Origin of the sequence: Curtobacterium sp. MCBD17_019 (genome assembly GCF_003234555.1) — a bacterium.
Classification (GTDB): domain Bacteria; phylum Actinomycetota; class Actinomycetes; order Actinomycetales; family Microbacteriaceae; genus Curtobacterium.
In genome coordinates this window covers 75025-87828 of record NZ_QKTT01000002.1, presented here as the reverse complement: position 1 = coordinate 87828, position 12804 = coordinate 75025, and the positions used below count along the sequence as shown (strand labels likewise).

15 protein-coding genes are annotated in these 12804 nt (G+C 73.2%); 5 read left to right on the top strand and 10 right to left on the bottom strand.

Annotated features, from left to right (window positions below; translation table 11 throughout):
- Positions 1-106: 106 nt before the first annotated feature.
- The 3 genes from DEI82_RS02325 to DEI82_RS02315 form a co-directional block, all read right to left on the bottom strand.
- On the bottom strand, positions 107-730 hold the full coding sequence (locus DEI82_RS02325) for a trans-aconitate 2-methyltransferase (protein WP_111035675.1): 624 nt from the start codon (positions 728-730) through the stop codon (positions 107-109).
- 34 nt (positions 731-764) lie between these two features.
- Positions 765-1076 carry a hypothetical protein gene (locus DEI82_RS02320; protein WP_111035674.1) on the bottom strand — a complete coding sequence of 104 codons (312 nt, stop codon included), beginning with the start codon at positions 1074-1076 and terminating at the stop codon, positions 765-767.
- Between the two features lie 137 nt (positions 1077-1213).
- The gene (locus DEI82_RS02315; protein WP_111035673.1) at positions 1214-1618 is read right to left on the bottom strand and encodes an arsenate reductase ArsC; all 405 of its coding nucleotides are present in this window, start codon (positions 1616-1618) and stop codon (positions 1214-1216) included.
- Positions 1619-1767: 149 nt separating this feature from the next.
- Between DEI82_RS02315 and DEI82_RS02310 the strand changes: the two genes are divergently transcribed.
- Complete coding sequence (locus DEI82_RS02310) at positions 1768-2379, top strand: TetR/AcrR family transcriptional regulator (protein WP_111012057.1); 612 nt, start codon at positions 1768-1770, stop codon at positions 2377-2379.
- 76 nt (positions 2380-2455) lie between these two features.
- Here the strand turns inward: DEI82_RS02310 and DEI82_RS02305 are convergent, their stop codons facing one another.
- Positions 2456-3256 (bottom strand): sugar phosphate isomerase/epimerase, encoded by an 801-nt coding sequence (locus DEI82_RS02305; protein ID WP_111010277.1) that lies wholly within the window; start codon positions 3254-3256, stop codon positions 2456-2458.
- 151 nt (positions 3257-3407) lie between these two features.
- Here DEI82_RS02305 and DEI82_RS02300 point away from each other — a divergent pair, with 151 nt between their 5' ends.
- From DEI82_RS02300 to DEI82_RS02290, 3 genes are all read left to right on the top strand, one after another.
- Positions 3408-4652, top strand: a complete 1245-nt coding sequence (locus tag DEI82_RS02300; RefSeq protein WP_111035672.1) for an MFS transporter — start codon at positions 3408-3410, stop codon at positions 4650-4652.
- Between the two features lie 123 nt (positions 4653-4775).
- The gene (locus tag DEI82_RS02295; protein ID WP_111035671.1) at positions 4776-5621 is read left to right on the top strand and encodes a helix-turn-helix transcriptional regulator; all 846 of its coding nucleotides are present in this window, start codon (positions 4776-4778) and stop codon (positions 5619-5621) included.
- A 191-nt stretch (positions 5622-5812) separates the two neighbouring features.
- Positions 5813-6493: a phosphatase PAP2 family protein gene (locus DEI82_RS02290; protein ID WP_111012061.1), complete on the top strand. Its 681-nt coding sequence runs from the start codon at positions 5813-5815 to the stop codon at positions 6491-6493.
- A 57-nt stretch (positions 6494-6550) separates the two neighbouring features.
- On the opposite strand, the gene DEI82_RS02285 is transcribed toward DEI82_RS02290, so the two are convergent.
- Together DEI82_RS02285 and DEI82_RS02280 are read right to left on the bottom strand one after the other, a co-directional pair.
- A complete protein-coding gene (locus DEI82_RS02285) occupies positions 6551-7420 on the bottom strand; it encodes an ABC transporter permease subunit (RefSeq protein WP_111035670.1) in 870 nt (289 codons plus the stop codon).
- Positions 7417-8325: an ABC transporter ATP-binding protein gene (locus DEI82_RS02280; protein ID WP_111027326.1), complete on the bottom strand. Its 909-nt coding sequence runs from the start codon at positions 8323-8325 to the stop codon at positions 7417-7419. Before DEI82_RS02280 ends, DEI82_RS02285 begins: the two co-directional genes overlap by 4 nt.
- Before the next feature lie 165 nt (positions 8326-8490).
- Here DEI82_RS02280 and DEI82_RS02275 point away from each other — a divergent pair, with 165 nt between their 5' ends.
- Positions 8491-8799, top strand: a complete 309-nt coding sequence (locus DEI82_RS02275) for a hypothetical protein (RefSeq protein ID WP_111012064.1) — start codon at positions 8491-8493, stop codon at positions 8797-8799.
- A gap of 12 nt (positions 8800-8811) precedes the next feature.
- Here the strand turns inward: DEI82_RS02275 and DEI82_RS02270 are convergent, their stop codons facing one another.
- The 4 genes from DEI82_RS02270 to DEI82_RS02255 form a co-directional block, all read right to left on the bottom strand.
- Positions 8812-9900 carry an acyl-CoA desaturase gene (locus tag DEI82_RS02270; RefSeq protein WP_111012065.1) on the bottom strand — a complete coding sequence of 363 codons (1089 nt, stop codon included), beginning with the start codon at positions 9898-9900 and terminating at the stop codon, positions 8812-8814.
- A 228-nt stretch (positions 9901-10128) separates the two neighbouring features.
- Complete coding sequence (locus tag DEI82_RS02265) at positions 10129-11304, bottom strand: pyridoxal phosphate-dependent aminotransferase (protein ID WP_111035669.1); 1176 nt, start codon at positions 11302-11304, stop codon at positions 10129-10131.
- 120 nt (positions 11305-11424) lie between these two features.
- Positions 11425-12384, bottom strand: coding sequence for a DMT family transporter (locus DEI82_RS02260; RefSeq protein ID WP_111035668.1), 960 nt, complete (start codon positions 12382-12384; stop codon positions 11425-11427).
- A 3-nt stretch (positions 12385-12387) separates the two neighbouring features.
- Positions 12388-12804: a GNAT family acetyltransferase gene (locus DEI82_RS02255; RefSeq protein WP_111035667.1), complete on the bottom strand. Its 417-nt coding sequence runs from the start codon at positions 12802-12804 to the stop codon at positions 12388-12390.

The following is a 12804-nucleotide window of genomic DNA, read 5'->3' as shown; positions in this document are numbered from 1 at the left end:
CCAGAACGGGGATGTGGAGGGTCCCCGCAGCACACCCGGTGGGGAGGGCCGTCACGGCCTCACCCCGCGGGTCCCTCCGCGTGGACCCTCCGCGTGGGCCCTCTGGTCAGGGCAGGCGCGTGGCGCGCACCACGACGTCGTGGAGCACGACCGGGCCGCTGCGGCGCACGATCTCGCGCCGCGGCTCCTCCGCACGGTCGACGCGCCAGGCGGGTCCGTCGAACAGGGCGGCGACGTCGGCGGCACCGACCGTGGCCTCCTCGGGCGGTGCGGCGTCGTGCCGGTGGTGCGACCCGTGTCGGTGCCCGACGACGAGCAGCGTGCCACCGGGCGCGACCCATCCACCGATCCGCTCGTAGAGCGCGAGCTGCGGGATCGTGGCGTGCGCGTAGGCGGTCGTCACCAGGTCGAAGCGGCGCTCGGGCTCCCAGGTGGTCAGGTCCGCGGCCACCCAGGTCACCGCGTCCGTGACCTCCGCCACGGCTGCGCGCCGTGCGGCGCGTTCGAGCGCGGTCGGCGCGATGTCGACGCCGGTCACGTGCCAGCCGTGCTCGGCGAGCCACACCGCGTCCGTCCCGGTGCCGCACCCCGCGTCGAGCGCGGAGCCGGGAGGCCCGGCCTCCGCCGCCTGCACCAGGTACGGGGTCGGAGTGGTCGGCCCCTCGGCTTCGTCGCCGTCGACGTCGCGCCAGTGGGCGTCCCAGGAGTCGCGGTCGAAGCCGATGGTCATGACGGCATCATGCATCCAGTGCGGGTGCTCGCCGTCATGGCCGACTGGTGGCGTACTGGTTCGCCGTGATGAGCCGGTACGTCACGTCGGGGCCCGAGTCGGCGACCTTCACCCACACCCGCTCGCGGTCGCTGAACTTCATCGACACGCGGTCGTAGGCCTCGCCGCCGATGCGGTGCCCGGCGAAGTACGACGGCCGGCCCTCGGTGCTCGACAGCAGGACGCCGACGAACTCCGCGTCGGTCGGGGGTTCGCTCAGCAGCTCCGCCGGGTCGAGCTGCAGGATGATCACCTCACCGCGGACCACGTTGCCGGGGGTGCCGTCGGAAGCGTTGCGTTCGGTCATCGTCGACTCCTGCTCTCCGGGCGATCTGAGGACAGCGTAGGCGCGGGCCGATGGAAGCGGTAGGGCCGCGGGAGCGGTCCGGCTGCAGAAGCGACCGTGCCGCAGAAGCGACCGTGCCGTCGATCGCGCCGGACGGGTCAGGCGTCGAGCTCCGCGACGAGCGCCGTGACGCGCCGCCGGATCTCGTCGCGGACGGGCCGCACCTGCTCGAGCGGCAGGCCCGCGGGATCGGTGAGCTCCCAGTCCTCGGAGCGCTTGCCGGGGAACACCGGGCACGCGTCGCCGCACCCCATGGTGATGACGACGTCGGACGCGCGGACGGTGTCGGTCTCGAGCACGCGCGGTCGGCCGGCGGTGATGTCGATGCCGTCCTCGGCCATGGCCGCGACCGCGACGGGGTTGACGTGGTCCGCCGGTTCGCTGCCCGCCGACAGCACGGTCACGCGGTCGCCCGCGAGGTGCTGCAGGTAGCCCGCGGCCATCTGTGATCGCCCGGCGTTGTGGACGCACACGAACAGGACGGTGGGGCGGTGGTCGGTCATCGTGCTCCGGGGCCTCGTGGGGCGGTGCGTGCCGCGGGACGTGTGGCACGGTGAGCAGGTTGCCCTCCCCGTCGCTCCGGCGCAACCCGACCGGCGGCCGATCTCGCGAACGTGCCCCCGGCCCTCCCGGCTGGCGCTACGTTGGGGGCGTGACCAGCGCTGGAGCCGCCGAGGACGCCCCACGGCGCGGGTACCGCAAGGGGGCGGAGCGGCGCGCGCAGATCCTCGACGAGATGATCCGGATGGTCGCCGAGCAGGGGGTCGACGCGTCGTCGATCCGTTCTGTGGCGGACGCGCTCGGCATCTCGCACGCGGCGCTGCGGCACTACTTCTCGTCCCGGGACGAACTCCTCGTCGCCGTGTACCGGGAGCACGAGGTCCGCACCGTCTCGGCGGCCGAACCCCCGACCTCGGCGATCGGGGACATGCGCGAGAGCACCGACCGCAACCGGTCCGTGCCCGGGCTGGTGCAGCTCTACACGACACTCGCGGCCGACGCGGTGCAGGAGGGCCACCCGGGGACGCGGGAGTTCATGCGCGAGCGTTTTCGATCGCTGCGCCACGACCTCGCCGAGCTCATCCGACGCGACCAGGAGGCCGGGCGGATCCGCGCGGACCTCGACGCGCAGGACCTCGCCTCGCTGAGCATCGCGGCGTCCGACGGGCTGCAGGTGCAGTGGCTGCTCGACCCCGAAGCGGTCGACGGCGCGCGGGTCCTCCGGCTCCTCGAGTCGATCGTGCCGCCGGGGCCGGCCGCCTGATCGGGACGGCGCTGCCGATGGGAACGGGGCGGGGCCGCGCCGGATCACCCGGCGCGGCCCCGCCGTCGAGCTCAGCTCAGTGGTCGTTCTCGCGCAGCCAGGCCAGGGACTCGGCGATGCCCTCGAACACGTCGCCCTTGTAGGCGTCGAACTCGACGACACGCAGGGCCTGCGGGGCCGCGGCGAGGATCGCGGCGACGTCGACGTCGCCCTGACCGGCGGGGGTCTGGTTCTCGAACGCCGCCTTGAGCGCGTCGGGCACGACGAGCGCGCTCTCGCTCGACGGGAGGGCCGTGGCGATGTCCCCGGTCACCTTGCCGTCCTTGACGTGGATCGCGACGACGCGGTCGCCGAGCCCGCGGAGCACGGCCGGTGCGTCGGCACCGCCGACGGTGGCCCAGAACGTGTCGACCTCGAGGACGACCTCGGGGGCGAGCTGCTCGACGAACAGCTCGTAGATCGGACGACCGTCGACCTTGTTCGTGAACTCCCACTGGTGGTTGTGGTACCCGAAGCGGAGGCCGGAGCCCGCCGCCTGCTCGGTGAGCGTGTTGACGCGCTCGGCGAGGCGCTTCGCGTCGTCGGCGGTCTGCCACCGGTCCGTCGGGATGAACGGGTCGATGACGGTCGTGATGCCGAGGCGCACGGCGGCCTCGAACACGGCCTCGGGGGCCTCCGAGTCGATCACGGCGGCGTGACCGGACGGCGCGGTGAGGCCGGTCGCGGCGAACACGCGCTCGTAGTCGTCGACGCGCTCCTGGAACGCGTACGGCTCGACGTGCTCGTAGCCGATCTCGCGGACCCGCGCGACGGCGGCGTCCAGGTCGGCCGCGACGGCGTCCCGCAGCGAGTACAGCTGCACGGAGGTGGTGGGCATTCGGAACTCCTTCGGTCCTGGCAGGGGTGTCCACCCGTCGCGGCCGTGGGATGCTCCGGCGTCGTCGACAGGATCGGGACGACGCTACACGCAATACCTTCCGGTGTGTAGTTTCCCCGGCGCGTCCCGCGGCGCCGTTACGATCCGGAGCGTGACCGACTCCCGTTCCGGTGCCGACGCCGTCGTCGACCGCCGTGTCCTCGTCCGATGGCGGACCGCGATCATCGTCGCGTTCGGCATCGGTGGCATCACCCTCGCCGCGTGGGGACCGCGCCTGCCGGAGCTCCGCGCGGAGCTCCACGTGACGACCGGCACCATCGGCGTCGTGCTCGCCGCCGTCACCGTCGGGTCCGTCGCCGGGCTGCTGCTCGCCACCCCGCTGCTGCGGACGCTCGGGAGCCGACGTGCGATCGCGAGCACGATCCTCCTGGTCGCCGTCGCGCTCGCCGTCATCGGCCTCGCCGCCGCCCTCGGGTCCGTTCCCCTGGTCGCCGTCGCGTTCGTCGCGGCCGGGCTCGGGATCGGGTCCCTCGACGTCATGATCAACGTCGAGGGCACGGCTGTCGAGGCCGCGATGGGCCGCACCTTCCTGCCGCTCATGCACGCGGCATGGTCGGGAGGCGCGGCACTCGGGTCCGGGATCGGTGCGGCTTGCGCGGCGCTCGGCATCGCACCGTCGGTCCAGTTCGTCGGCGAGGCGGTCGCGATCGCCGTGGCGGGCCTCGTCCTGACCCGCTCGATCCCGGCCGGCGCCCGGACCGAGGAGCCACGGGAGCCCCAGAGCACCGGCCGCAAGGTGCTCGAGTGGCTGCGCGGATGGGCCGACTGGCGGCTCCTGCTCATCGGGGTCGTCATGCTCGGCGTCGAACTCGGCGAGGGGTCCGCGAACAACTGGCTCACCCTCGCCACCCGGGACGACCACGGCGAACCCGCAGCGGTCGCCGCGCTGTTCTTCACCGTGTTCGCGCTCACCGAGGCCGCCACCCGGGCACTCGGCGGCCCGTTCGTCGACCGGTTCGGCCGCGTGTGGACCGTCCGCGTGACGGCGGCGCTCGGCGTGCTCGGCGCGGTCGCGTTCATCCTCGGCGGGACCTGGTGGATCGCGCTCGTCGGGGTGCTGCTCTGGGCGGTCGGGGTGTCGATGGGGTTCCCGCTCGGCATGTCCGCCGCGGCCGAGTCCGGCCCGGACCCCGCCGCGCGGGTCAGCGTCGTCGCGTCGATCGGGTACTTCGCGAACTTCGCCGGTCCGCCGGCCATCGGGCTCCTCGCCGAGCGGTCGAGCGTCCTCACCGCGCTGTGGCTCGTGGCGGCCGCGTTCGTCGCCGCGTTCGTGGCCTCCGGGGCGCTGCGGCCGCGGACGGTGGGGCCGACGGGAGCGGCGGCGGTCCGGGCCTGAGTGCGGTCGGGCGGGGCTGCGTCGTCGGGCTGTGCGCGAACGGCTGCGGCTCCGGCGTCGTCCGCGGCGTCCTGGGACCGGTGGACCCAGGACACCGCCGCGCCGGTCGCGGAGACTGGACGGGTGCAGACCTGGGAGTTCGGACGGACCGTGCGGCGCTGGCGAGACCGCGTCGCGCCCGAGACCGTCGGCGTGCCCGTGGGCGGCCGCCGACGTGCGGTGGGCCTCCGGCGCGAGGAACTCGCAGCGCTCGCCGGGATCTCCGCCGACTACCTGACCCGGCTCGAACAGGGGCGGGCGACCTCGCCCTCGGCGCAGGTCGTCGAGGCGATCGCCCGAGCCCTGCGGCTCTCCGACGCCGACCGCGACCTCCTGTACGACCTCGCGGGACACGCCGCACCCGGCCCCGACCTCGTGCCGTCGCGGATCTCGGCAAGCGTGCAGCGCCTCCTCGACCGGCTCGCGACCACCCCGGTCGCCGTGTACGACGCCACGTGGACGCTCATCGTCGCCAACGCGCCGTACGACGCGCTCATGGGACCCACTTCGACCTGGCGCGGGATCGAGCGCAATGCAGTCTGGCGCAACCTGATCGGCCCCGGCACCCGCGTGGTGCACAGCCCCGAGGAGCTCGCCGCGCTGCAGGCCGGACAGGTCGCCGAACTCCGTCGTACCGCGAGCCGCTACCCGGCCGACCGGTCCGTGCAGGCCCTCGTGGCCGAACTCGCCGCCGGGAGTGCCCGGTTCGTCGAGCTCTGGGAGGCCGAGACGGTCGCCGCGGACCGTGGCACCGTCAAGCGCAAGGTCGTGCAGCACCCGACCGTCGGGCCGATCGCGCTCGACTGCGACGTGCTGGTCGTGGCGACCGACGACGTCCGCATCATGCTCTACACGGCCGAGCCCGGCACCGAGGACGCCGAGCGGCTCGCCCTCGCGATCGTGCTCGGGACGCAGACGCTCGTCGACTGAGCCCGCGTCGGACGGGAGGTCCGTTGCTGCGGTGGACGCGCCTCCCGGATGACTCGCGAGTCCGGCTGCCGCTCGAAGGTGGGTCGCGGGTTCCGGCTGCCGCCTCGAGGTGGCTCGGCGCTCGTGGGGCTCGGGTGGCTCGGGGAGGGGCTCCCGGGTGGCTCCCGGGCGCGCTCGGCCAGGATGAGCCGATGGACACGCGCCGCCGGACCGCCTCGAGCCGGGCACGCGTCGCCACCGCGGGTGCCGTGCTCGTCGCGCTCGTCCTCGTCGGCGTCGTCATCACGCACGACGCCGACTGGCACGCCGCCGAGCTCGCCGTGGACCAGGCCGCGATCGACGGCGCGCCGCCGTGGGCGCACGCGATCGCGCTGGTGATCGGGAACACCCTCGCCCCGGGTGGGGCCACCGTCATCGTCCTCGTCATCGCGGCGATCACGTGGGCGGTTCGGCGCCGGTCGGAGGCGGTGCTGACCTCCCTGGCGCTCACCGTCGTGCCGTGGTGGGCGACCGAGGCGCTCAAGCTCATCGTCGAGCGGCCGCGTCCAGCCGTGCGGGGGGTCGCGGCGATCTCGACCCCGTCGACGTGGTCCTACCCCTCCGGTCATGCCGCCGTGGCGACCGCGCTCGTGATCGGCGTGCTGGTCCTGCTCGCGCCGACGCTCCGGGAGCGGCCCGTGGCGCGGCGGGTCGCCATCGGCCTGGGCGTCGTGGTGGTGGGGGTGGTCGCGGTGTCGCGTGTGGTCCTGGCGGTGCACTACCCGAGCGACGTCGTGGCGGGACCGCTCTGCGCGGCCGCGTTCGCCGTCATCGTGGGGGAGATCCGCCGGGCGATCATGCGGCGGAGCGGGCGCGCGTCATCGCGTCGGTGACGAAGCGGGAGCGGAGGCCCGACCGGACGACCGGCTCGAACAGCCCGGCAGCTCCGGTCAGGCGTCTCGGCGCTCGGCGGCGAGCACGCCGAGACCGACGAACACCCCGGCCCAGAGCCCGAGTACGAGCGCGGCTTGCCAGGGGTCGAGCGACGACGTGAGGCCGTGCGGGTCGTACGACGACATCGTCGAGGCCGCCTGGCTCGGCAGGTAGGCGATCAGGTCGGTCACCCAATGCGCCTGGGTGACACCGCTGAGGATGCTCATGATGATCGGGAGCACGAACAGGATGCCGACCGAGAGCGTGATCGCGAAGGCCGAGTTCCGGACGAGCATCCCGATCCCGACGGCGAGCAGACCCACGAGTGCCAGCGCTCCCGCTCCGCCCAGCAACGCCCCCCACAGACCCGGCTCGCCGAGGTCCGGGTGGAGGCCCGCGCCGGTGACCACGGCGATCGCGATCCCGGTGCTGATCGCGACCGCGACGATCCCGACCCCGAACGCGACGAGGACGAACACGAGCGCCTTGGCGCCGAGGGCGTCGAAGCGGCGCGGCGCGGCGAGGAACGTCGTACGGATCATGCCGGTGCCGTACTCGCCGGTCACGATCAGGGCACCGAGCACCGCGACCACGAGCTCCGCGATGCTGGTGCCACCCGTCGCTGCCTGCGCGAGCGCCGAGGTCGCTCCCGGGCGGCTGCCGGTGTCGCCGAGCCCGGTACTCGAGATTGCGACGGCGACGAGGAAACCGAACCCGACCGTCAGCGCGACCGCGATGAGGAAGCACCAGTACGTCGACCGGAGCGTCCAGAGCTTGATCCACTCGGCATGGAGCAGACCGCCGAAGGTCAACCGGGCGGCGACGCCGGAGCGGGGAGCGGTCGGCGCTGCCCGCTCGGTGGACGTCCCGATCTCCACGCCGCTCATCGCGCGCCTCCTGACACGTACTCGGTCTCGTCTCGGGTCATCGCGAGGTAGGCCTCCTCGAGCGAGGCGGAGCGTGGCGTGAGTTCGTGCAGCACGAGTCGGTACTCGGCAGCGAACTCGCCGATCCACGCCGCGTCGGGCCCGGTGATCTCGAAACGATCCGGGGCGACCTGCTGGACGCGTCCGCCGCCCCGCGCGACCGCCTCGGTGAGCGGATCGAGCGCCGGGCCGGCGACGACGACGGACGACCCGGACCGCGCGAGCAGGGCCGCCATGGGTTCGTCGACGAGGAGCCGACCCTTGCCGACGATGACGATGCGATCCGCCGTCTGCGCCATCTCGCTCATGAGGTGGGACGACAGGAACACGGTCCGGCCCTCGGACGCCAGGTGCTTGGCGAGGCCGCGGACCCAGAGCACGCCGTCGGGGTCCAGGCCGTTGACCGGCTCGTCCAGGATCACGACGGCCGGGTCACCGAGCAGCGCAGCAGCGATCCCGAGGCGCTGACCCATGCCGAGCGAGAACCCGCCGACGCGCTTGCCCGCCACGCTGTCGAGCCCGGTCAGGCCGATCACCGTGTCGACTCGGGCCTGGGAGATGCCGTGCGTCGCGGCGAGGGCTCGGAGGTGTGCTCGCGCGCTCCGCCCCGGGTGCACGGCCTTGGCGTCGAGCAGCGCGCCGACCTCGTGCAGGGGCGCGCGGTGGTCGGCGTAACGACGGCCGTTGATGGTGGCGGAGCCCGCGGTGGGACGGTCGAGCCCGAGCATGAGCCGCATGGTCGTCGACTTGCCCGCGCCGTTCGGCCCGAGGAACCCGGTCACGAGCCCAGGTTGCACCGTGAACGTCAGGTCCTGCACGGCCGTCGTCGCGCCGAAGTGTTTCGTCAGTCCTGCAACGTCGATCACGTCGTCGCCCTCCCCCTGGCTCCCGCGCCTGTGCGGCGGTGGCACTCACCATAGGGGAGGAACGGGTCGCTCCGGCAGGGTCAATCGGCGCGGATGTGGATCGACTCGGCACTCGACGAGCGTGTGGAGGACCTGGCACGCTGTGGCTGACGAGGGGAGCGACCGATGGCCGAGGACGAGCGAGATCGCGCACCGGCGCCCGAGGAGGTCGCACGCTTCGCGCATCTGCCGCCGGCGGTGGATCCCGCCGAGGTCGTCATCGAGATCCCGGCGTTCGAGGACGACCGCCCTGCTCCGCCGCCCGTTCCGCCCGCCGCGGCACCCGAGCTCGTCGCCGCGACCCAGGTCGCCCAGGCGTCCGGCGGTCGGAGGACGATCCACCGGACGCAGGTCCGCGCCGGACTGCTCATCGCGGGCGTGCCGATCGCGGGCGTCGTGGTGGTCGCCCTGCTGGAGATCCTGTTCGGGGAGTGAACCCGAGGGCGGTCAGCGCACCCGGAGTTCGGCCACGAGCGGGCAGGCGAACGGGTCGCGCGCGGCGAGGCCGACCTCGTTGAGGTACCGGACGACGATGCCGTAGGACCGCACGAGCGTGGTCTCGGTGTAGGGCACGTCGAGCGTCGCACAGTGGTCGCGGACGAGCAGGCGAGCCTGCTTGAGCGCCGGCCGCGGCATGCTCGGGAACAGGTGGTGCTCGACCTGGTAGTTGAGGCCGCCCATGAGGAACGACACCCACCAGCCGCCGCGGATGTTCCGGGAGGTCCGCACCTGTCGCGAGAAGAAGTCGACCTGGGCGTCGTGCGCCAGCACCGGCATGCCCTTGTGGTTCGGGGCGAACGAGGCGCCCATCATCACGCCGAACACCGCGAGCTGCACCCCGAGGAACGCGAACGCCATGCCGAGCGGCAGGAACCAGAACACCACGGTCAGGTAGATGCCGAAGCGGGCCGCCAGGAGGCCGCCCTCGATCCAGCGGTGTCGGGCGTCCGCCTTGGTCGCGGCGCCGGTCACGACCGAGCGGACCGCGAGCCAGTGGAGATTGATGCCCTCGAGGGTGAGGAGCGGGAAGAACGCGTACCCCTGGACCCGCACGAGCAGGCGGAGCGGACCGCGCGCCGCGGCGGCGTCCTCCGGACGGAACCGGATGGTGTCCGGCGCGATGTCCGGGTCCTTGCCGACCGTGTTCGGGTTCCCGTGGTGCCGGGTGTGCTTGTTCATCCACCAGGAGTAGCTCAGCCCGACGAGGAAGGTCCCGAGCAACCGGCCCGCCTGGTCGTTCCACTTGTGCGATGCGAACACCTGCCGGTGCGCGGCTTCGTGCGACAGGAACGCGAACTGGGTGAACAGGACGCCGAGCGCGGCCGCGACGATGAGCTGGAACCAGGAGTGGCCGAGGAGCGCGAACGCGGCCCACACGACCCCGAGCGACCCGATGAGGGCGCCGAACAGCGCCCAGTAGAAACCGATGCGGCGGCCGAGGAGGCCTTGCTCCTTGACCTGGGCGAGGATCGAGGAGTACGTCGACGTGCCGCTGGTGGTGCCGGAGCGGGGACGCGTGCGGACGATGCGCGGCACGGTCGGATCGGTGGTCGTCAGGGCGACTGCTTCCGTGGGGGGAGCGGCCCTTCGACCGGCTCCTGCGGGTTCCCCCGCGGGTGCGAGGTTGGCGTCAACGTAGGGGGACGAGATGCGCGTTCGCTGTCCATGCGCCCTGAGTCGGCCTGGCTCGCCCGTACCCCGATCGGTCCTCGCTGCCGTCCCGAAAGCCCGGGTGCCCGCTGTGTCGCGGGCCGGTGCCACCGATCAGCCCAAGGACGACACGAATCGGCCGAGGCGCGCCAGACCCTCGTGCAGTGCGTCCATCGACGCCGCGTACGACAACCGGACGTGCGACTCCGCCGTGTGGACTCCGAAGTCGCGGCCCGGCGTCAGGGCGACGTGCGCCTCGTGCAACGCCCGCTCGCAGAACTGCCACGAGCTGAGTCCGGTCCCGGTCACGTCGAAGTACACGTAGAACGCACCGTCCGGCGGGACCGGCACGGGGAGGCCGATCCGCGCGAGGCCGTCGAGCACGACCGCCCGCCGCGCGGCGAACTCCGCTCGCCGCGCCTCCGCCACGGCGAGCGATTCCGGGGTGAAGCACGCGAGTGCCGCCGCCTGCGCCGGGGCGGACGCGCACAGGAAGTAGTTCTGCGCCAGGCGTTCGGTCACGGGCACGAGTTCCTCGGGCACGACGCACCAACCCAGACGCCACCCCGTCATGCCGAAGTACTTCGAGAAGCTGTTGACGACGATGGCGTCGGGATCGATCGACAGCACACTGCGCGCACGCCGACCCTGCTCGTCCGGGTCGCTGAGGTCGAGGTAGATCTCGTCCACGATCCGCCACGCGCCGCGCTCCCGCGCCGTCGCACAGATCGCCGCGAGGTCCTCGGGACGGATCGAGGTGCCCGTCGGGTTCGAGGGCGTCGCGATCATCACGCCTGTGGTCCGCTCCGTCCAGTTCGCCCGGACGGCGTCGTCGTCGAGCTGGAACCGCGTCTCGGCGGTCGTCGGGACGAGGGTCACCCGTCCCCCGAACGTCTCGACCAGTTCGCGGTTGCAGGGGTACGACGGGTCCGCCATGAGCACCTCGTCACCGGCGTCGACGAGCGCGGCCGTCGCGAGGAGCAACGCCGCCGACGCGCCCGCCGTCACGACGATCCGCGCGGGGTCGATCTCGACGTCGTGCTGCGTCCGGTAGAACGCGGCGATCGCCGCGCGCAGCGCCGGGAGGCCCAACGCGGCCGTGTAGGGGAGTGGCCGTCCGTCGGCCACCTGGCGCAGGGCCTCCAGGACGGCGGGTGGTGCGCCGGAGTCGGGCTCGCCGAGGCTGAGCTTGACGACGTCGTGGCCCTCGGCCTCGAGGGCTGCCGCCTGCTTGCCGAACTCCATCGCGTAGAAGGGTGCGACGGCGCGGGCGCGGTGCGAGAGCTGCATGGGGACCTCCGGATGCTGCAGGCACTCGATTCTCCCTCAGCCGCCGGCAGGTTCCGGCCCCCGAGCCCTTCCGCCTGTTCTCGGCGACCGGCTCCGCGGAACCAGCGGTTCCTGGGGAGGTCAGCGCGGCGTGCGGACCAGCACCACCGCGACGAGGAGCAGCACGATGCCGACCACACCCACGACCGTGAGCGGCTCGTGGAGCACCACGACCGACAGCACGGTCGCCACCAGCGGCTCCACGAGTGACAGCACCGCCGCGGTCGTCGCCGCGACCCCGCGCTGGAGTCCGCCGTAGAACGCCAGGTACCCGAGCACGGTCTGCACGAGCGCCAGGAACGCGACCCCGCCCCACGCCGAGGGCCCCGCGCTCGCGAGGTGGAACCCGGTGCACAGCGCGAACACGGCGGACAGCACCCCGGCGAGGGTGAACGACACGGCGATGAGCGTCGACGGCCCGAGACCCGGGATCACACGCCGGTTCACGATCGAGGTCCCCGCGAACGCCAGCCCGGCCACGAGCGCGAGCAGCACGCCGACCGTGTTCGAGGACCCGACGGCAACGCCGGCGCCGGAGACACTCGCGCTGCCGGCCCCGGGCTCGGAGCCCGAGACGTCGCTGACGAGCAGGAGCCCGACGACCGCGGTGGCGAGCGCGAGGACCACCGTGGCGCGGGGCGGCCGGCGCTCGTGCAGTGCCGTGGCGACCGCGACCGCGACGGGCGCGACCCCGAGGGAGATGACGGTCGACACCGCGACGCCGACGAGCGAGACCGACTCGAAGTACGCGGTGCCGTACACGCCGGTCAGGACGGCCGTCAGGAGGACGTGCCCCAGGGCCTCCCGGCTGCGCGGCACGCGCCGGAGGCCGCCCATCGCCGCGGTGACCGCGAGCATGACGAGTCCGCCGCCGAGCAGACGGAGCGCCGAGATCGCCGGCCAGGACATCGCGCTGTCCGCGGCCACGATCGTGCCCGCGACCCCACCGGTGCCCCAGAGTGCGGCGCCGAGTGCGACCAGGACGCTGCCGGACCGGGCCGAGTGGGGAACGGCTCGGCCGGTGTCGCGAGGATCGGGCACGACTCAGTCCTCGATCAGGCGCTTCCCCATGCTGACGGCCTCGTACGGGGCGTAGCCGAGGTGCTCGTAGAAGTCGACGACCCCGGTGTTGTCGGGCCGGACCTGGAGCTGCACCTTGGGGCACCCGAGCGCCAGGAGCGCCCCCTCCGCGCGTTCGACGAGCGCGCGACCGAGTCCCGTGCCGCGCTGGTCGTCTCCGACCGCCAGGTAGTTGATCCAGCCGCGGTGCCCGTCGTACCCGGCCATCACCGCGCCGACGATCCGCCCGGAGTCCTCGGCGACGAAGAACATCTCGGGCTGCACGGTCTGCTTGCGGCGGACGTCCTCGTGCGGGTCGTTCCACGGGCGGGTCAGCCCGGCCTCACGCCAGAGCGCCACCACGGCCTCGGTGTCGGTGTCCTCGAACGAACGGATCTCCAT